This is a genomic window from Paenibacillus algorifonticola (assembly GCF_050481745.1).
Taxonomy (GTDB): Bacteria; Bacillota; Bacilli; order Paenibacillales; family Paenibacillaceae; genus Pristimantibacillus; species Pristimantibacillus algorifonticola_A.
In genome coordinates, this window is record NZ_JBCNGR010000003.1 from 192,332 (window position 1) to 212,517 (window position 20,186).

The 20,186-nt window shown below is 51.6% G+C and carries 16 protein-coding genes; 12 read left to right on the top strand and 4 right to left on the bottom strand.

Annotated features, from left to right (window positions below):
* The first annotated feature begins 61 nt into the window (after positions 1 to 61).
* The 9 genes from ABEW34_RS02135 to ABEW34_RS02175 are packed head-to-tail and all read left to right on the top strand — an operon-like array spanning position 62 to position 9,784.
* On the top strand, positions 62 to 745 hold the full coding sequence (locus ABEW34_RS02135) for a degT/DnrJ/EryC1/StrS aminotransferase (RefSeq protein WP_430154441.1): 684 nt from the start codon (positions 62 to 64) through the stop codon (positions 743 to 745).
* The gene (locus ABEW34_RS02140; protein ID WP_430154443.1) at positions 735 to 2,057 is read left to right on the top strand and encodes a DegT/DnrJ/EryC1/StrS family aminotransferase; all 1,323 of its coding nucleotides are present in this window, start codon (positions 735 to 737) and stop codon (positions 2,055 to 2,057) included. Before ABEW34_RS02135 ends, ABEW34_RS02140 begins: the two co-directional genes overlap by 11 nt.
* Entirely contained in the window at positions 2,054 to 3,115 is a 1,062-nt protein-coding gene (gene argC, locus ABEW34_RS02145; protein WP_430154445.1) for an N-acetyl-gamma-glutamyl-phosphate reductase, read from the top strand. The genes ABEW34_RS02140 and argC overlap by 4 nt, the downstream gene beginning before the upstream one ends.
* Positions 3,115 to 5,010: a M20/M25/M40 family metallo-hydrolase gene (locus ABEW34_RS02150; RefSeq protein WP_430154447.1), complete on the top strand. Its 1,896-nt coding sequence runs from the start codon at positions 3,115 to 3,117 to the stop codon at positions 5,008 to 5,010. The genes argC and ABEW34_RS02150 overlap by 1 nt, the downstream gene beginning before the upstream one ends.
* The gene (locus tag ABEW34_RS02155; RefSeq protein ID WP_430154449.1) at positions 4,973 to 5,779 is read left to right on the top strand and encodes a 1-deoxy-D-xylulose-5-phosphate synthase N-terminal domain-containing protein; all 807 of its coding nucleotides are present in this window, start codon (positions 4,973 to 4,975) and stop codon (positions 5,777 to 5,779) included. The genes ABEW34_RS02150 and ABEW34_RS02155 overlap by 38 nt, the downstream gene beginning before the upstream one ends.
* Entirely contained in the window at positions 5,776 to 6,711 is a 936-nt protein-coding gene (locus ABEW34_RS02160; protein WP_430154451.1) for a transketolase, read from the top strand. Before ABEW34_RS02155 ends, ABEW34_RS02160 begins: the two co-directional genes overlap by 4 nt.
* A complete protein-coding gene (locus ABEW34_RS02165; RefSeq protein ID WP_430154453.1) occupies positions 6,701 to 7,921 on the top strand; it encodes an MFS transporter in 1,221 nt (406 codons plus the stop codon). Before ABEW34_RS02160 ends, ABEW34_RS02165 begins: the two co-directional genes overlap by 11 nt.
* 27 nt (positions 7,922 to 7,948) lie before the next feature.
* The gene (locus tag ABEW34_RS02170) at positions 7,949 to 9,184 is read left to right on the top strand and encodes an ATP-grasp domain-containing protein (protein ID WP_430154455.1); all 1,236 of its coding nucleotides are present in this window, start codon (positions 7,949 to 7,951) and stop codon (positions 9,182 to 9,184) included.
* Positions 9,185 to 9,232: 48 nt separating this feature from the next.
* Positions 9,233 to 9,784, top strand: a complete 552-nt coding sequence (locus tag ABEW34_RS02175; RefSeq protein WP_430154456.1) for an NAD(P)H-dependent oxidoreductase — start codon at positions 9,233 to 9,235, stop codon at positions 9,782 to 9,784.
* Between the two features lie 28 nt (positions 9,785 to 9,812).
* Here ABEW34_RS02175 and ABEW34_RS02180 read toward each other — a convergent pair whose 3' ends face one another.
* Both ABEW34_RS02180 and ABEW34_RS02185 read right to left on the bottom strand, forming a co-directional pair.
* Positions 9,813 to 11,030, bottom strand: coding sequence for an acetoin utilization protein AcuC (locus ABEW34_RS02180; RefSeq protein ID WP_430154458.1), 1,218 nt, complete (start codon positions 11,028 to 11,030; stop codon positions 9,813 to 9,815).
* 43 nt (positions 11,031 to 11,073) lie between these two features.
* On the bottom strand, positions 11,074 to 11,709 hold the full coding sequence (locus ABEW34_RS02185; protein WP_430154460.1) for a GNAT family N-acetyltransferase: 636 nt from the start codon (positions 11,707 to 11,709) through the stop codon (positions 11,074 to 11,076).
* 178 nt (positions 11,710 to 11,887) lie between these two features.
* Here ABEW34_RS02185 and acsA point away from each other — a divergent pair, with 178 nt between their 5' ends.
* Positions 11,888 to 13,612: an acetate--CoA ligase gene (gene acsA / locus ABEW34_RS02190; RefSeq protein ID WP_430154462.1), complete on the top strand. Its 1,725-nt coding sequence runs from the start codon at positions 11,888 to 11,890 to the stop codon at positions 13,610 to 13,612.
* Between the two features lie 98 nt (positions 13,613 to 13,710).
* Here the strand turns inward: acsA and ABEW34_RS02195 are convergent, their stop codons facing one another.
* Positions 13,711 to 16,824 (bottom strand): transglycosylase domain-containing protein, encoded by a 3,114-nt coding sequence (locus tag ABEW34_RS02195; protein WP_430154464.1) that lies wholly within the window; start codon positions 16,822 to 16,824, stop codon positions 13,711 to 13,713.
* Positions 16,825 to 17,105: 281 nt separating this feature from the next.
* Between ABEW34_RS02195 and ABEW34_RS02200 the strand changes: the two genes are divergently transcribed.
* Both ABEW34_RS02200 and ABEW34_RS02205 read left to right on the top strand, forming a co-directional pair.
* Positions 17,106 to 17,633, top strand: coding sequence for a protease (locus ABEW34_RS02200; RefSeq protein ID WP_430154465.1), 528 nt, complete (start codon positions 17,106 to 17,108; stop codon positions 17,631 to 17,633).
* Between the two features lie 131 nt (positions 17,634 to 17,764).
* Positions 17,765 to 19,333, top strand: coding sequence for a flotillin family protein (locus tag ABEW34_RS02205; RefSeq protein ID WP_430154467.1), 1,569 nt, complete (start codon positions 17,765 to 17,767; stop codon positions 19,331 to 19,333).
* A 151-nt stretch (positions 19,334 to 19,484) separates the two neighbouring features.
* Here ABEW34_RS02205 and rpsD read toward each other — a convergent pair whose 3' ends face one another.
* The gene (gene rpsD / locus ABEW34_RS02210; protein WP_046230576.1) at positions 19,485 to 20,084 is read right to left on the bottom strand and encodes a 30S ribosomal protein S4; all 600 of its coding nucleotides are present in this window, start codon (positions 20,082 to 20,084) and stop codon (positions 19,485 to 19,487) included.
* Between the last annotated feature and the right edge of the window lie 102 nt (positions 20,085 to 20,186).

Here is a 20,186-nt window from a genome sequence, read left to right on the forward strand (position 1 = left end):
TGAGACATGAGCCATGAAATATGAACCACGAAAGCAAGCTACGGATAAAGGAGAATCGGCGATGGCCCATACGATAATTACTACAGCTCCAGAGAAGGTGACACCAGTAATCAAAAAGGAGCACTATTTTTCTCTTTCCTTTGTTTTATCCCGTGTGCTGAATTCGGGCGTCATCATGAGTATTGAAAAAAATGAGAGTGAGCTAAAGGGGTTAGAGAAAAGCATCGGCAAGCTGACACAAAGCAAATATGTTTCCTTATTCAATAGCTATACGGGCGCGGTGCATGCCGCGCTTTGGGGGCAGGATATCGTTCATGGCTCGCTGACGCGGCTGGAGGGGGCGAGCGATCAGGATCAACGATTTGCAAGCTGGCTCGGAGTTGGGCTGGTGACGGATTCTGATGTGCAGCAAGGCTTTGAGAAGGTGACAGTGACGTGGGATAACTTGCCTCGCATGGAGCAAGAATTGCAGCCTAAGCTGCACAAAGCACCCGTGCTGGTGCTGGATTTCACGGAGCTTGGCTTCGGCCCCTGCGCCTCAATCTTGGTAAATGACGAGAGCGTATGGACCAAGGCGGAGCGGCTGAAAATATTCGGCGCCTTCGATTTGAAGACGATGTGGACGCAGGAGGAGGCGGAGCCGGACATTCAGCCAGGCGCACAGTTTAACTATAGGCTCAGCCCGCTCGTGGCGGCATGCGTCAAATTATCGCTTCTAAGGAGGAATAGCGGCTATGAAAACTGATTTTATTCGCAAGCCGCTGAGCTTGCCATCGGAAGCCTGGATTAACGAGCAGCTTGCTTATTATGGGGGACCAGCCGTCATTCCCGAGGATAGTCGGAAGACGACCTTTCCTTCCATTACGAAAGAAGATATCGTTCAAATGCTAGTGTCCATTCAGCAAAGCCCGGAAGAAGTGATTCATGAGTTTACGGAAAAATACCGCAGCTACGTGGGGGCGAATTATGCGATAGCTACAGCAAGCGGGACGTCAAGCCTGCATCTGGCACTCGTTGGTGTTGGCGTACAGCCCGGAGATGAGGTCATCGTTCCGGCGTTTACGTTTATTGCGACTGCCCAGGCTGTTGTGGCGGCAAAAGCGATCCCTGTATTTGTGGATATTGATCCACTGACCTATAACTTGAATCCTGCGCTCGTGGAGCAGGCGATCACGGCGAGGACGAAGGTCATTATGCCTGTCCATGTCCATGGATTGCCAGCTGATTTGGCGCAGCTCAGGGCACTCGCTGACAAGCATAAGCTGCGGCTGGTGGAGGATGCTTCCCATGCGCATTCGGCCTCTATTGGCGGCCAGCTGTGTGGATCTATCGGGGATGGAGCGGGTCAGAGCCTAATGGCGGACAAAAACTTCCCTGTAGGAGGAGAGGGAGGCATCGCCTTCTTCAAGGAGCGGGAGGATTATGAAAGGGCTTTGAGCTTTTTGCAGGAGACGGGCATTGATTACCGCATGTCTTGGATCGCTGCGGCGTTTGGCATTAGCCAGCTGGAGCGTTTGCCGTTTTATGATGCGATTCGGGCGAGAAATGCGAGCTATTTAACGAAAATTTTAGCGCAAACGAAGCTGTTTAAAGGGCCTCATGTGCCTGAGGGGCATAAGCATAGCTATAATATGTACCGAATTAAGCTGAACCCGGAAGCAGCGGGACTGGGAGATTTGCTGGATTATCAGGTGAAAGAGGCCATTCAAGAGCTGGCAGCGAGCGAAGGCGTGTTTGCACGGGAGTGGCAAAACGTGCCGATTCCGGGCCATCTGCCGTTTCAAAACCGCAAAGGGTTCGGCAATGGGTATCCCTTTACGCTGTCCGAGCGCAAAGACTTTGGTTACCATATCAACCGGTTCCCCGAGACGCTGAGCATGCTGCGCTCAACGCTGACCATTTGCCGAGAGCTGCGCTCGCCCATTGAATATGAGCGCATAGCCGCTTATGCGCTGGCGTTTCAGAAAATTGATGCGAACCCGGCGATTATTCGTGAACTCGTGCTTCAGAATACGGCGGCCAAAAAATCATATGAGAGGGATGCGAGACTCGGATGAGTGTAACTGGGAGCAGCGTGAAGCGCGTCGCTATTTTGGGTGGCAATGGCTTTACAGGCGGGGAGCTTTATCGGCTGCTAAAGCGGCATCCTTATTTTAAAGTTGATTTTGTATCCTCGGAATCGAAGGCGGGGCTGCCGCTGGATAAATTTTTTGTATCGTCGGCGCGCCAGAAGCGGTCGGAGGGCGGGAAATTTCAGAAGCTGGCTGCGCTTGACGGACATTACGATTTCATTTTTTCCTGCCTGCCGACCGGGGTATTGCCTCGTCATATCGACCATATTGCCGAGCATGCCGAGTATGTCATTAATGTCAGCGGCGATTATCGCCTAAACGATCAGGAGCTGCTCCGGCAGCATTATCCAGAAAGCCTCAGCCATCCAGCGCAAGGGGGCAGCCATTATTTTATTCCGGAGTTTAGCGACATTAATTTGGAGGCGAAGGTGGTCAATTTGCCCGGCTGCATGGCAGTTGCAACGATTTATACGCTGTTTCCGCTGCTGGCAGCTAATCTGATTGAGCCGCGCGTCATCTCGGACGCCAAGACGGGCTCCAGCGGCGGCGGCAAGGCGAGCACGGAGCATCACGCGGAGCGCGCTCATAATTTCCGTCCTTATAAAGTGCATGGGCATCGCCACAGGCCTGAAATCGAATTTGCGCTGGAGGAGCATCTGAAACGCTCCGTGGAGCTGCAATTTTCCGTACACAGCCTGGATTTGCCGCGAGGCATTCTCGTTACCTCCTACTCCTTGCTGAAAGAGCATGCGAGCGAAATCGATGTGAAAAAAGCATTTTATGGCGCTTACGCGGCAAAGCCGTTTGTCCATTATTTTAATTCCCAAAATGGCTCCTATTCGTATCCGATGATCAAGACGACAGCCGGGACGAATTACGCTGAAGTCGGCGCTTATGTAGAGGGGCGCAATTGCGTCTCGATCGCCTCGATCGACAACTTGATTAAAGGAGCAGCGGGACAGGCGATTCAGGCGGCGAACCTGTACAGCGGCATTGCGGAGGAGGCGGGCTTACAATTTGAGCTAGAGGGGGCGTGGCCTTAATGTCAAGCCAGAGCTTGTACGTCATTAAGCTCGGGAGCAGCACTATTATGCACCATACCGAAGTGTTTGCCGAGCTCAATGATCTGGTGCAAAAAGGGAAAAAGGTGCTGCTCGTAGCGGGTGGAGCAGAAGGCATCCGGCAAAAATACGAGCAGCTGAACCGGAGCATTCCGGTTCTCGCTTTAGCGAATGGAGACGAGGCGCGGTACTGCTCTCCATCTGAGATGCCGCTCATTCGGGCGGCGTATCAGGAGTTTATTTTAGCGAAGGTCTTTGAGCAATTAAAAAGCTACAAGCTCAAAGTATTCACCCAAATTGGCGGTGACAATGAGGTTGTATTTGGACAAAAATCGAAGCCGGTCAAAGCGCTCAAGGATGGCAAAACGGTTATCGTTCGCGATTCCCTGTTTGGCTCTTTTACAGGCTGCAACGTCGATTTTCTACAGGGCGCCTTGCAGGTATTTGATGTCGTATGCTTGACACCGCCTATTTATGACCGTGAGCTTGGCGAATATATTAACATCGATGCGGACATGCTGGCCGCTCATCTTGCAACCGAGCTTGCAGCCGAGCATTTGCGATTTGTGACAGGTACGGCGGGGCTTTTGGAAAATGTGGATGAACCTGCTTCTACGATATCCGACGTCTACTTGGGCGATGACATTCATTCCATCAAAGGACGGATGAAGCAAAAGGTACGGGCGGCGAATCATGCCATCAGCAAAGGCATTTGTGATGTAAGCATTACGGGCCCCCATTCGCTGAATCGGCCGGGCACAGGCAAAACGTGGTTTTGGAATATGCAGCGGGATACCAGTGGGACAGATTTGCTTAGAAAAGCGATTCGCATTCCGTCGGTTTCCGGCGACGAGTCAGAGCTTGCGGACTATTTGCTGAATGCGGTTCAACTGCCGGGGGTAAACGGCTTTGTCGATGAGGCGGGCAATGTGGTATTCCGCAAAGGCAACGGGCCTAATCAGCTGCTGCTGCTCGGTCATCTGGATACCGTGCCCTATAATTGGCCTGTTGCCTGCGATGAGGAGCGAATTGCTGGCCGGGGAACGGTGGATGCCAAGGGAAGCCTGCTGAGCTTCATTCAAATGCTGTATGACGCCAAGGTGCCTGAGGATGGCTCGCTGCTCGTCATTGGAGCGGTGGAGGAGGAAGTATCTTCATCCAAGGGGGCCTTCTATGTAAGGGATCATTACCGGGCGGATGCGGTCATTATCGGAGAGCCGAGCGGGGAGGATAGCTTGACCTTAGGCTACTACGGACTATATAAGCTGAGTATCGCCATAAGCAAGCCGCAGGAGCATTCCGCCGGCAAGGACAGCATTAGCGTGCTGGATCAGCTTTATACGATTGTGGCGGATATCCGGGAGCAGGTAGGGGGCGTTGACCCGAACCATTTGTCATCTCTTATTGACATAAAACATAGTAATCATAATGGAATACTTAGTGCTGTGGGTATTTTAAATTTTCGGATTTCCCCGGATGCGGGCAAGGAGTATGCGAAGCAGATCCAGCTTGATTATGGCGATGGGGTTTCTGTAACGGTGCTGCGGGCTACGCCTGGCTTTGCAAATCCGCGAAACAGCCCAATAGTGAAAGCCTTTGTACGCAGCTTTGCGAGCAAGGGAAAAGCGATTCATTATATTAAAAAGCGCGGAACAAGCGATATGAATACGCTGGCTACGACTTGGGAGGGCGTCCCGATGGTCGCTTACGGCCCAGGTGATGCGAGCCTCGACCATACAAATGAGGAGTATTTGCAGCTCAGCGAGGTACATGGCGCGCGAGCGATTTTGCGGGGAGCGATTGAGGAATGGTATCGCCTGCGATCAGAGGAGGGTTCCTATGGGTACGTTGGTACAGTCGGCAAGTCATTCAGCTGATTTTGAAGTGCTGCTGGCAAAGGCGCAGGCTGCGCGCAGCTCGATTATCGATATGGCGGCTCGCGATACGGGCTGCCATATCGGGGGCAGCTTGTCGGTCATCGATTTGCTCATTGGCGCCTATGCAAAATATCATCAAGATGCGGATACGGCCATCGTGCTGAGCAAAGGTCATTCCGCAGCGGCATTATATGCAGCGCTGTATCAGTACGGCATTTTGTCCGATGATCCAGCTGCTTCCTACGGCGGGGCAGATTCGCTATTCACCGGGCATCCCAACCCGAAGCTGCCGGGCATCCCATTTGCGACGGGCAGTCTCGGTCATGGGGTAGCCTATGCAGCTGGCTGGGCGCTCGGACAAAAGCTGAGGCGTACGACTGGGCTCGGCATTGCCATTGGCGGCGATGGCGAGCTTCAGGAAGGGCTGTGCTGGGAAACGGCACAGCTCGTGCAGGCGAAGGGCATTACGAATTTTATTTATGTCGTCGATTGCAATAGGGGGCAGAACGATGGCCTGCTAGCCGACATATCGCCGCTGCCGAATTTGCGGGAGCGCTTTGAAGCGTTTGGCTTTCATGTGAAGGAGATCGACGGCCATGATCTCGGGCAAATTATTGCAGCGCTGGAGCCAGGCGGGGAGAAGCCGCTGGCGATTTTGGCCCACACGGTGAAGGGCAAGGGCGTAGCTGCCATTGAAGGCAATCCGCATGCCCATTATGCCAAAATTTCCGAGAAAATAGCGCTGAAATGGAAGAGGGGCTTGCAATGAGCAGCTTGGCAGCAAGAGAGGCCTATAAAGATGAATTAACGAAGCTGGCAGCGGATAATGGAAGCATTATTTGCTTGGAGGCGGACTTGGGTGGGAAAGAGCATCCTTTTCAGCAAAGCTTTCCGGATCGTTTCTTCAATCTAGGCATAGCAGAGCTCGCCAGCGTAGATATTGCTGCGGGGCTGTCGAAGGCGGGCTTCGTGCCGTTTTTCTCGACCTTTGCATCATTTGCTGCTCTGCGGGCAGCAGAGGGCGTGAAGCTGGCGCTAGGATATATGGGTGAAAATATTAAAATCGTCGCCGCTTATGGCGGTGTATCGGGCGGCTGGTTCGGGACAACGCATCATTGTCTGGAGGACATTGCAGTTATCCAGACGTTCCAGAATATCCGTATCGCCTGTCCTCATGGGGAAGCGGAGACGCGGCGGGTCGTACAGGAGGCCGCCGTGTCGAAGGAGCCCTATTACATCCGCCTGTCGCGCAATGACAAGTTTGATAGTCTTGCCCGTGATGAGTCAGGCAGCTGCCGCGAGCTGCTGTTCGAAGGCGCTGTCCGCAGCGAGGCAAAGCTGTGCCTGGTTTCGATAGGGGAGCAGGCTACTGAAATATGCAGCCGGATTTATCAGGAAAATGAGCGGGTTAACCATGCGCATCTTTGCTATGTCGACCGCGACAGCTTGAAGCGCTACAAAGCGGAGCTGCAGGCGGCAGCGGGAACCTTCCTCGTCGTAGAGGAGCACCGGGCTGCTGGCGGTACAGCGTCCAGTCTCGCCCTGTTATTGCCGGAGAGCCGGGTCTACTCGCATGATTGCGGCGAGGAATGGCCGATATATGGCGGCAGCCATGCTGATGTGCTGCATTATTTAGGCTTTGGCTATGAAGCGCTGACAAGACAGATCACAGAGCTCGGAGGAGATGCCGATGATTTTTAGTGTGCTGCGGCCAGCGAAATTCCGTTATTTTTTTCTCTCGGACATTATTTCTGGCTTCGGTGTAGGGATGAGCACCATTGGCGCCAACTGGTTTCTAATGGACGAGACGGGCTCCATCAGTGCGATTGGGTTTATGCTGGCGCTAAATGTAATCGCCGGCTTTCTAATTTCGCCGTTTGTCGGCAGCTTGACTGACAAGTTTAATCGCAAAGCGATTATTCAGTGGACGTACTTCATCCGGGCGGCAGCTGTGCTGGCTATTATGGGCTTGTTTTTATGGACCGGATTCCGCATGGAATATTTGTATTTATTTACGATCGTAAATGGCATGGGCTGGACCATCTATATGTCGGCTTCCCGCAGCCTGGTGCAGGAGCTGCTGCCTGAGAAGGATTTAATCAAGGGCAATTCCCTAATTGAAATCAGCCTTCAGGTCGGCATGTTTATGGCTGGTGCAGCATCAGGCGTGCTGTATAAATATTCGGGTTTTGAGGTGATCCTGCTCATTAATGCGATTGTGTTTATCGTCAGCAGCCTGCTGCTGTACCGGGTCAGCTACGAAGCGATTGCGGTTGAAAATAAAAAAGAATCGTTTGTTTCCAGCTTTAAAAATGGACTCAGCTATTTGGCTGAGCGCCCGTTTATTTTTTTTCTCGGCGTCATCGCCATTATTCCGTTAGTGTCCACGATGATTTATAATGTCGTGCTGCCGGGTTATGTGAGCGATGCCGTAAAGGGCGACTCCGTCGTGTTTGGCCTGTCGGATATGTTTTATGGCATTGGCGGGCTGCTCTCGGGCTTCATTGCCGCTCCGCTGGCCGCGAAATTATCGAAAAATACGGCGATTGCTTTATTTTTCGCCGTAGCCTTCGGTGTATTAGTCGCTGTCGCATTCAACACATTTGCGTTTGTCCTTTATTTGGGAAGTGTGCTCATCGGCCTCAGCAATTCTTCGCTGCGAATCGTCATGACGACGACGCTGATGGAGACGGTATCAAAGTCCTATATGGGCCGAGCGATGTCGGTGTGGATGGCCATTTCGCTGCTGCTTCAGACGGTATCCGCTTCGGTACTGGGCTTGCTCATCGACCGTTATTCGGCAGCTGTCGGCTTTCTCTGCATGGGCGGGCTGATGCTCGTCGGGTTGATTTTGCACCGGATGCTAGTAGCGAGCAGCGGCGTGAAGGCGAAAAAAACGCTGGAAGTGTAAATTCATGAACTAAAGGAGAGTGGTTATATGACCGAACCTAAAATCGTCGCTTTTGTTGAGCCGAGCTTCTACGGGGTGAGCTTCGCAAGAGCGGCCTTTCAGCAGGGCTGCACCGTAATTTCGATAGTATCTTCTGTGGATAATCCGCGAAAGTATGGCTATGAGGGCATTTACCATGATTTAATTGTTGCGGATATAAGAGATGAGGCGTCCGTTTACGAGGCGATTCGCAGCTCAGTGTATTTCGGCAAGCTGGATGCTTTAATTCCGGCGACTGACTATGCCTCGCATTTGACGGCAAAGGTGGCAGAGCGGCTGGGGCTTAGAAGCGTGCCGTATGAAGCGGCGTTAAAATCAAGAAATAAAGATTTGGCCCGCGAAGCCTATGAGGTGTTTGGGGTGCCGAGCGCAAAATACAGGAAGGTGAGAACCTATGAGGAAGCTGCGGCTGCGGCTCGTGAAATTGGCTATCCCATTGTACTTAAGCCGACCAATTGCGCAAGCAGCCAAAACGTTTATTTTATTTCCGGGCAGGATGAGCTGAAGGAAGCGATGGCGATCATCTCGGATTTTAAAGTAACGTATATGGATTTCAAAGTGAGAGAGGAATATTTGGTTGAAGAATATTTGGAGGGCCAGGAGTTCAGCGTGGAGATTTTTCTTGAAAATAGCGAGCCTGCGTTTGCGGTCGTTACCGAAAAAATAACGTCTCCGCTGCCTTATTTCGTCGAGGTGGCGCATACGCTGCCTACCTCCGTGCATACGGATAAGCAAGCGGAAATTATCGAAACGGCGGTAAGTGCGCTGCGGGCAATAGGCATTACGGATGGCCCTAGCCATGTCGAGGTGAAGCTTTCGGAGCAAGGTCCGCGCATCATTGAGGTGAACGGCCGGCCTGGTGGGGACAATATTTCCTCCGATTTGCTCGTTCAAGCGCTCGGCGTTGATTTTTTTGAAGCTACCGTGCATTATTACTTAGCAGAGCCTGTCAATGTTCATGCCAGCCGCAGCCGGGCAGCAGCGATCGCTTATTTGCTGGCCGAGAAGGACGGCACCGTTGCCTCTGTAGAAGGGCTTGAGCATTTGCAGCCGGGAGACGCTATCGTTCGTTCGCATATATCGGTTCAGCAAGGGGACCAGATTTCCGTAGCCAAAAGCTCGGATGACAGGCTCGGTTATGTCATTACTGTGGCCGATACGCCGCAGGAGGCGAAGCAGGCCGCACTTGATTTAATAAGCAAGGTAGAGCTGGTCTATCAGTAGCCTAAGCAAGCTTGCCATTTTAAACACCTACAGGGGGACTGCAAGCAGATGACGAACATTCTGATTGTGAACGGACATGATTATTATGACAGAGCGCAAGGGAAGCTGACCCAGACGCTCGTTGCCGCGGCGGTTTCACAGCTATCGGCGCAGCATACGGTTCAAACAACGACGGTTGCAGAGGGCTATGAGGTGGAGCAGGAAATCCAAAAATTCCAATGGGCCGACGTCATTATTTTTCAGACGCCTATTTATTGGTTCAGCATTACCGGTCTGCTCAAAAAATATATCGACGACATTTATCTGCCAAACATCTTTTTCGGCAAAGCGGTGGGGTTTGGCCGTGGGGGCTTGCTCACCGATAAAAAATATATGCTGTCGCTAACCTGGGGAGCGTCCGCTGCCGCATTCTCCGATCCAGCGGGCTTCCTGGAAGGAAAAAGCGAGGACGAGGTGCTGTTCAGCGTTCATAAAACCCAAGAGTATTGCGGGCTGAAGCCGCTGCCTACATTCTCGCTTTATTCTTCGATGCGTGAGCCTGATGTGGAGGATGGCTTAGCGAAGCTTGAGGCTCATTTGAAAAAGACATTCGAGCTTTGATAGATAAGGGAAAGCTCTGAAGGCCAGCTTATAAATCCTGTATTGCAATTTCGCAAATAGCTCGGTTTTTGGCTTCAATTTCACTACGGCGGGGAATGGGCGGAATTTGCGCCAAATCATCCAGCCACCATTCGGGCAGCCCGCTAGGGCTGCTTTCTTGCCATTTATCGAGCCACTGCTGCGGCAGCCGCAAATTGTACTCAGGCGTGAACTCCGCCTCCTTGGGCCTCACCCCCGTTTTGCCGGCAAGCGCCAAGGCGATTGGGTGATCGATCATCGTCAGCCATACGAGTGCCCAGGCACGCGGAACGACGCGCCACAGGTCATAGCCGCCGCCTCCCAGCGCGACCCATTTGCCGCCCGCAAACGTATGGGCCAGCTCATGGATAATGGCAGGCATTTCGCTATAAATGCGCATGCTGCAATGAATATGCGACAGCGGATCATAGGCGTGGGCATCGCAGCCATGCTGGCTAATAATAATGTCGGGCCTGAAAGCGGCCGCGACCTTCGTAATGGAGGAGCGGAAGCATTCCAGCCATGAATCGTCCTCCGTATATGGCTCCATTGGCAGATTAAAGCATGTGCCAATGCCCGCATCGGTTCCTTTTTCATACACATAGCCGGTGCCGGGAAAAAGAAATTTGCCCGTCTCATGGATAGAGTAGGTGCACACATCGGGATCATTGTAAAAAATCCACTGCACCCCGTCGCCATGATGGACATCGGTATCGATATAAAGCACCCTCGCGTTATACGTTTCCCGCAAATGCTTAATCGCTACCGCTGCGTCATTGTAGACGCAGAAGCCGGAACCGCGCTCTGGAAAAGCGTGATGCAGCCCGCCTGCCATATGATAAGCATGCAGCGTCTTGCCGCTCATCACCTGCTCCGCCGCTTCGACGGAACCAGCAACGATAGCCGCCGCTGCGTCATGCATGCCCGGGAAAAAAGGCGTATCCTCCGTATTTAGCCCAAATTGCCCGGAGCTGTCTTGTTCTTCCGCTGCGGGCGTCTGCGTACTGAGCTGCTTAACCGCTTCTATGTAGTCCTGGCGATGCGCTAGCGCGAGCATTTGGCTGCTTGCTTGGCGGTCCGTCTCATGCCAATGTTCCTCGGGGAGCGCACCCAGCGCTTGAAGCAGGTCAACCGTAAGCGTCAGCCTGATCGGATTAAAAGGATGCTCCTCGCCAAATTTATAAAGCGAGCAGCCTGGCTGATGCACAAAAATAGCATTTGACGGCATAAACGAATCACGTCCTCCTCTGGCCTATAACGCCGATCTATCCTTAATACATAAACCGCTGCCGAAACCGAACGCGGTCAAACTGTTCAATCGATGCCAGCGGCACCTCGCTGCCGATCCGCACCATCAGGCAGTTGGCGGGATGGGAGCATATTTCCGGATCATCCGTTGCGTACCAAATCATATCGACAGACTTCATTAGCTTTTCCATCATCGTGCGATAGTCCCAGACGCTGAGTCCCGTGCTTTTCAAATCCCAGTGCCAATAATATTCCGTTGTAAAAATAATCAGGTTTTCCATCTGCTGCTCCGCGAAGGCGAGCTGGATCATTTTTTTGCCGAGCCCATAGGAGCGGTAGTCATTGGCTACTTCGACAGCGCCAAGCTCGACCAAATCGATCATATTTCCTTCGGACCACCGCTCCAGCTCATCGGGGTAATGGAAGGTGACATAACCGGCGATGCAATCGGCTTCCCTGGCCAAAATAATGCGGCCTTCTTCCAAAGCGGCGATTTCCACAAGCGCCTCATGCTGCTCGGCAGGCCTGCGAAACGCATCAAGGTCTGGATGCATAGTAAGCTGAGATAGCTGCTCGGCGGGAACAGGCCCTTCAAGCACAAGCTCCCGGCCGTCTGCGAGTATGATTTTGTCTTGCTGGTAATGTTTGCGATGCTGCAAGGCATACTCCCCTCTCTGTGGTGCTGCCTGAATAGTAAAGCTTGTTCTACTAATGGTTATAGCAAACATTCAGCCAAATGAAAAGCATGGTCGAAAATAAAGCAGATATGTTATAATCGTCCATGTAAGCGTATTCCACTCGGTAAAGGTGTAATAGATTTGATGGGAGAGTGATAGAATGTCTGATCTACATCAAGAGCGAATTCCAGCAATAGCCAATAATACTAACCTGGTTGATTATGATGAAGCTGTAAAAACCTTCCGATGGGAAACGATCGAGCAGCAGTTCAGCTGGCACCAGACCGGAAAGGTGAATATGGCTTATGAAGCGATAGATCGCCATGTATCTGTTGGCAAAGGAGATAAGGTTGCGCTTTATTACAGCGACAGCTCGCGCGACGAGGCCTATACGTTTGGGCAGCTGCAGGCGCAATCGAATCAATTTGCGAATGTGCTGCGGGGGCTCGGCATAACGAAGGGCGAGCGTGTATTCGTGTTTATGCCGCGAACGCCTGAGCTGTATATCAGCGTGCTCGGAGCGCTCAAGCTCGGCGCCGTCATCGGCCCTTTATTTGAAGCGTTCATGGAAACGGCCGTCAAGGACCGCCTGCAAGACAGTGAAGCGTCTGCGATAATCACAACGCCAGCGCTGCTCAGCCGAATTAAGCGCGATGAAATTCCATCGCTGCGGCATATTATCGTTTACGGCGATGAGGTGCAGACCGATGACGTAATCGTCGATTACGCCGCCGAGATGCAGCAGGCATCGACCGATAGCGAGATCGAATGGCTCGGACGCGAGGATGGCCTTATTTTGCATTATACGTCCGGTTCGACCGGCAAGCCCAAGGGCGTCTATCATGTACAAAATGCAATGATACAGCATAAGTATACAGGACAAATTGTCCTCGATCTGAAAGAGGATGATATTTACTGGTGCACCGCCGACCCAGGCTGGGTAACGGGAACGTCGTATGGCATTTTTGCCCCATGGCTTAATGCGGCTACGATTGTCGTAAGAGGGGGCAGGTTCAGCCCGGCGGATTGGTATGGCACCATTCAAAAATATGGCGTCACCGTCTGGTACAGTGCGCCGACTGCGTTCCGCATGCTGATGGGAGCAGGCGATGACGTTGTATTGAACTACGATTTGTCGAGCTTGCGCCATGTGCTGAGTGTGGGCGAGCCGCTTAATCCAGAAGTCGTTCGCTGGGGGCTGAAGGTTTACCAGCAGCGCATTCACGATACGTGGTGGATGACGGAGACGGGTGGACAATTAATTTGCAATTATCCGTCGATGACTATAAAGCCGGGCTCCATGGGCAAGCCGCTGCCGGGCGTGGAAGCGGCAATTATTGATAATCAAGGCAATGTGCTGCCGCCATTCCGAATGGGCAACTTGGCGATTCGCACGCCATGGCCCTCGATGATGCGCAAAATTTATAACAACCCCGCCAAATACGCGGAATATTTTCATCTGGAGGGCTGGTATGTATCGGGCGATTCCGCTTATATCGATGAGGATGGCTACTTCTGGTTCCAGGGCCGTATTGATGATGTGATTAATACAGCAGGCGAGCGAGTAGGGCCGTTTGAGGTCGAGAGCAAGCTCGTTGAGCATCCAGCGGTTGCCGAAGCAGGCGTCATTGGCAAGCCTGATCCGATGCGCGGCGAGATCATTAAAGCTTTTATTGCCCTGCGTGAAGGCTACACGGCATCCGATGAGCTGAAGGCGGAAATTTCCCAGTTTGTGAAAGTGGGCCTGTCTGCACATGCGGCTCCCCGGGAAATTGAATTCAAGGATAAGCTGCCGAAGACGCGCAGCGGCAAAATTATGCGTCGTGTGCTGAAGGCATGGGAGCTGAATTTGCCAACAGGCGATTTATCTACGATTGAGGATTAGCATGTGTGATAAGGTTAAAAAAAGCTCCGGTTCCATGCAACGTTAGTTGCGGAACCGGAGCTTTTGCTTTAGAACGAGTCATCTGTGAAAAATAACGTTTAACCGCCAATGCTTGCTTTCGAGGAAGGAGCAGACTGCCCGACCGCGTTCTCCGCTGTCACGTAGAACGTTCCTGACGAAAGCGGAGAGGCGTAGACGAAGCTCGTCTCCGCGGTGGAGCCTACTTCCACATATTTGCCATCGTTGCCTGCGGCGAAATACACATGATACACCGTGACCTGCTCGTCAGCTGCGCTTGCCTGCCAAGACAAGGTAATCCCTGTTTCATTGCCTTGTGCGGAAAGGCCTGCAGGAGCAGCTGGAGCAGCCAAGCCGATTTCCGGCGTTGGCCGAACATCAGGCCCTTGTCCTGGATCACCGCTTTCCTCAGGTGGCTGTTCCGTATTAAGCGGATCAGGGATAACAGGCGCGACAGGCGCCTTGCCAAAGCGGACAATTTGGCTTGGTGCTGATTCCTTGCCGGCAACATCCACGGCTGTTACATAGAAGCTGTAGCCGTTGCTGGCACTGACGGTGAAGCTCGCGCTGTAGGTATCTCCCAGCAGGATGGAATTTCCTACCTTGTTAAAGGAGCCTTCGTTAACCGCTTGATATAACCGGAAGCCAACGACATCATTCTGGCCTGGAGCGGAGAAGGAAAGGCTAACTACGCCCTGGCCAATCGATATGAGTGATACATTGCCCGGTGCACTTGGCGCACTTCCGTCATCCTTGCGCGGATCGACCTTGGAAGGCGCGTTTTTGCCTGCATCTGTAGGCAAGTAATAGCTTAGCGCTCTACGGCTGTTTGCCGGAACGCGGGAAAGCACTTTGCTGATTTCATCCATCAGCTCATCAAGCGGCTTCTTGCGTTTAATAACCGTCTGCTGCGAAATGAAATCGGAAGGTGTTGCATCTTGAGCGACATAATTGACGCCGTTGTAGCGTATGAATGACATATTCACAAGGGCATCATCCGCTTGCTTGGGAATATATTTTTTGTTGAACCAGTCGGTTACGAGCATGCCTGCGGATCTGGTTAATGCCGTCGGCAGCTTGCCGCTGGCACTGGATACAGTTGCTTTAACAACGCCATCCGGCTGATTGAAGGCCTTGGTCGCAAACATCTCCGGCTTCTCATCGGCCAGCTGATTCATCATCTTCGCCCAGATTTCGCGGGCGCGCTTGCGGCTGTCGCCTTCGAGCGTGTAGATCGGCTTCTCATAGCCGGCCCATACGCCAAGCGTGACATCTGGGGTGAAGCCCATGAACCAGACGTCGCCGTAGTTTTGTGTAGAGCCTGTTTTGCCCGCATACGGGATTTTACCGTAGTTTTTGAGCCGCGAAGTAAGTGAGTTCGCTGTGCCGCTTGGGCTGGATATAACGGTGCGAAGCATATCCGTCATCAAGAAAGCAGTCTGCTCGGAAAAGACGCGAGTCGGCTCGTGCTGATGCTCATAGACGATTTTTCCATTAGCATCGGTAATCTTCGCGATCATATAAGAATCATTGTACAGGCCTTGATTCGGAATCGAGCCATAAGCGCTCGTCAATTCTTCAACGGATACCCCGATGCTGAGTCCGCCGAGAACGCCAGTCTGTGCTGCATCATCTTCTGGCTGCAGCGTTGTAATGCCGAGCTTTCTAGTAAACTTCCAGGCTTCCTTAATCGTAACCTCATCAAGGAAAATTTTAAGCGCTGGCAAGTTAAGCGAGCGGTTGAGCGCTTCGCGAGCGGTAACAAGGCCGCTGTAACGGTTATTTGCATTTTTTGGAATATGATAGCTGGAACCACTGTTTTTCAAAATAATCGGTGCATCATCCAAAATGCTTGCTGGCTGGATCAGCCCTTTATCAATGGCTGGCAAATAGGCGGCGATAGGTTTCATCGTTGAGCCCGGCTGCCGGGTCATCTGAGTGGCAAAGTTCATCTGCTCCTCGTAAAAATCACGGCCCTCCAGCATGCTAAGTATAGCTCCGGTTTTGTGGTCGACGAGAACGGCGGCAATTTGCTCAATGCCTTTCTCCTTGCTGTCCGGAGTGAAGTTGCCCGGATCATTCCCAATATCGCGCATCATTTTGTAAATGTCTTTGTCGATTGTCGTATGCACCTGATAGCCGCCGCGGAGCAGATGCTCGCGCGCTTCTTCTATAAGATCGGCGTTTTCCTTCTTGCGAAGATCGGCTACGGTTAGCGTCGGGTCCTGCTGCATGAGCATAACTTCCGCCGCCTGGCGCTCTGCCTCCAGCATGAGGTAAGGATACGTCGTATAGGCTTTCGCTACTGGCTTCGCGAGCGAGCCGCGAATATCGAATTTTTTCGCCTCATCATATTCCTGCTGGGTAATGCGTCCGGTTTGGAGCATCCGCATCAGTACGGTCGCTTGACGCTCAATGGCGAGGTCAAAGCCGCCTTCATTGAACTGACCTTTGCCGTTAAACGCGGTATAAGCGGAAGGACGCTGCGGCAGTCCGGCCAAATAAGCCGATTGCGCAATGTTCAACTTGCTCAAATCGGTAATGCCGAAAACTCCTTTGGCGGCCGCCTTGATTCCATATAAATTGTAGCCGCTTGAGCCATTTCCGAATGGTACTTTATTCAAATATGCCGCAAGAATTTCTTCCTTAGTCAAGTAACGCTCCATCCGCAGAGCGAGAAAAATTTCCTTTACTTTACGGCTGTCGGTTACGTCCAGACTAAGAAATACGCGTCGTGCCAATTGCTGGGTAAGCGTACTGCCGCCCGTTTGCGTATCTTCATTAAGCAGCTTTTGCTTGACTGCCCGTCCCAAACCGTTCAAATCGACGCCATAATGGGTTTCAAAATTATTGTCTTCAATAGCAAGCACGGCGTTAATGACTTGCGGGGGAAGCTCATCGTAATCCACTAAAATACGATCCTCTTCCGTACGAAGCTGTCCAATAAGGGTATCATCATTAAAGAAGACAAAGCCGGTAACTGAGTTTTCGTTTATTTTCTCTTCAATTAAGGTTCGCGGTCGAACTTCTTCTCCTTTAACCAAAGAGGCCACATAGCCCGTTACGGCTCCTCCCGTTAGCAAACCGACGAATATGACGAGGTAACAGAGCCACTTTACTGTTAGCCATGTAACGAGTCCAAATGTGCGCCAGCCGCTTCTGCGGGATGATGATGGTTGTTGATCTTCCTGCATATGAATTAACTCCTCCTCCAATACACCCAACTATTATAGCATAAAACACCATTTCGAAAAGAGGAAAGATGATTGACTTCACTCATTTGCTATGTTATGGATACGTGAAATATGACATACCCATTAAACGAGGGAATAATTAGTAAGAAAAAAAGAAATATAGCAAAGCATATGGGACAAATTGTGCAGACTTATTTATTTTTTTGAAACAATTCCCAAGGAATTATCGTAATAAATAAAAACAGTTATAACAGCATTTGGTTGCAGAAAGGGGGGGCAAAGTGGAGGCATTGTTCTGGGGCTGTCTGTTTGGCGGCGTGCTTTATGCAATTGTAAGCGTTATATTTGGCGATTTTCTAAGCTCTGCTTTTGATGGAGCGCTCGATTTCCTCGCTAGCGAGGGGTATGGCTGGCTTCAGCCAACCTCGCTCGTAGGCGGTATTACCGCCTTTGGCGGCACAGGGCTGCTGCTGCAGCGATATTCATCGTTGACAGCTGGAATAGTTCTTGTCATTGCTGGATTAGTCGCGATTGTCGCTGGCGGAGGCGTATATTTCCTATATGTGAAGCCGATGAGCGAAAGCGAGAATTCCACAGCCGTCTCGATTCATGATTTTACCGGGCGGCTTGGGGAAGTATTGACACCGATTCCGGCGAATGGATGCGGCGAGGTGCTGATGCCGGCAGGAGCGGGATTTACCAATCAAATTGCCGCTAGCTTTGATGGCGACCCGATTCCAAGCGGCGTCCGCATTGTCGTAATTGAAGTGAAGGAGCATACGCTGTATGTGTCTCAGCTTGAAATATAGGAAAGGATATGATTTCTTTCTCTATATTTCTCGGACTGAAACGTGTCGCGCCGCCAAAGGACGGCGACAGCGTTTCACCTTGATCCACTGTTATAACTGGCTATTTGACAAATAGAGAGGAGCTAGATGTTATGCCTGAATTTTTGCTTATTCCCATCATTGTTGTTGCTGTATTCGTCGTACTAGGACTCGCGTTCTGGGCTCGCTACAAAACCGTTAGCCCAGATGAGGCGATGATCGTAACCGGTTCATTTCTTGGAACCCGCAATGTTTTGACAGATGATAGCGGCCGCCGCATTAAGATCGTCAGAGGCGGAGGCGCCTTTATACTGCCAATCTTCCAGAAGGCTGAATTTCTTTCTTTGCTTTCCCATAAGCTTGATGTGTCTACTCCAGAGGTGTATACGGAGCAAGGTGTTCCGGTTATGGCGGATGGCGTCGCGATCATTAAAATCGGCGGTATCGTAGAGGATGTCGCAACAGCTGCCGAGCAGTTTATGGGCAAGCCGACAGAAGAGCTGAAGAGCGAGGCACAGGAAGTGCTGGAAGGGCATTTGCGGGCGATTCTAGGTTCAATGACGGTAGAGGAAGTGTATCGCAACCGCGATCGGTTTGCCCAAGAGGTACAAAGCGTGGCGGCCAAAGATCTTAAAAAGATGGGGCTGCAAATTGTCTCCTTTACGATTAAAGATTTGCGCGACAAGCATGGTTATCTGGATGCGCTAGGCAAGCCTAGAATCGCGGCCGTGAAGCGGGATGCAGACATTGCACAAGCCGAGGCTGTGCGGGATGCTAGAATCAAGAAGGCGAGTGCCGAAGAGGAAGGACAGAAGGCCGAGCTGCTGCGGGATACGAATATCGCGGAGGCAGAAAAAATGAAAGAGCTCAAAGTCGCGTCCTTCAAAAAAGACCAGGATACCGCGAAAGCAGAAGCGGATCAGGCCTACGCCATTCAAGAAGCTCGGGCGAAGCAGAGCGTGGTCGAAGAGCAAATGAAAGTTGAGCTGGTGCGTAAAGAACGGGAGATTGACCTTGAAGCAAAAGAAATTTTGCGTAGAGAGAAGCAATACGACGCTGAGGTGAAGAAAAAAGCGGATGCCGATCGTTATGCAGTCGAGCAGGCGGCAGAAGGGGAGAAATCCAAACGGCTGCGTGAGGCGGATGCGCTGCAGTATAGCATCGAAGCGGAAGCGAAGGCGATGGCTGAGCAGAAGCGTCTGGATGGCTTGGCCGTAGCGGATGCTGAGCGGGCCAAAGGTACAGCGGAAGCCGAAGTGATCAGGCTGCGCGGTCTAGCGGAAGCCGAGGCAAAGGAAAAGCTGGCAGAGGCGTTCGAGAAGTTCGGAGAGGCAGCGATCCTCGACATTATTGTGAAAATGCTGCCTGAGCTGGCAGGCAAGGTCGCTGAGCCAATCAAAGGCATCGATAAGCTTACGGTTGTCGATACGGGCAATGGCGAAGGGGCGATGCGTCTAAGCAATTACGTCACTTCCTTGATGGCTACAGCGCCAGAAATGCTGAAAAGTGTAGCGGGCATTGATGTGAATGCTTTAATGAAGGGATTAACGACAAAAAGTACATCAGCTCCTGCCGCAGTGCCCACTGTCGCGGTTCCGGCGAATGCTTCCTCGACGAGCGATGCGTTGCTGCAATTGCTGTCCTCGAAGGAATCGGGCCAAGACGAGAACAATCCATCCTAAATAAGCAATCAAAAAAATCCCCGGCCATCATAAGATGACCAGGGATTTCCTTTAAAATATAGGAAAGAATACTCTAACACTATCCGTTCTCTATATTTCTCAAAATGAAGCGCGCCGCGCCCTAAAGGACGGCGACAGCCGTTTCACCTTATTAACGGCTGTAGAACTCGACGATTTGTTTAACGTCGATTTCTTGCGTCAACTCAGCACGCTCTGGGAAACGAACATACTTGCCTTCAAGCGCTTGGTCGTTAAACTCAAGGTAGTTAGGCAGGTGATGACGGCCTTCCATAGCTTCTTTGATCGTTTTCAGACCACGGCTGCGCTCGCGCAGGCCGATTACGTCGTTAAGCGATACGGTGTAAGAAGCGATGTCGACTTTTTTGCCGTTAACTGTTACATGACCGTGAGATACCAATTGGCGCGCACCAGCACGCGAGTTGGACAGGCCAAGACGGTAAACGAGGTTATCCAGACGGCTTTCCAAAAGCACGAGGAAGTTGTCGCCGGAAATACCTTTCATTTTAGCTGCTTTGTCGAACAAGTTGCGGAATTGCTTCTCGTTCAAACCATACATATGGCGCAGCTTTTGTTTTTCTTGCAATTGAACGCCATAGCCGCTCAATTTCTTGCGTTGGTTCGGGCCGTGTTGGCCTGGTGGAAATGGACGTTTGAGATCTTTGCCAGTTCCGCTCAGGGAAATACCAAGGCGGCGGCTTAATTTAAATTTAGGTCCTGTATAACGTGACATGCGTCGTGTTAACTCCTTCAACAAATGGGATTTTTGAAGATGGGGTTGTGTTTCGCGGAACAAGCTCAAATGCTCAAGTCAAAACTTAGAGCCTAACAAGCA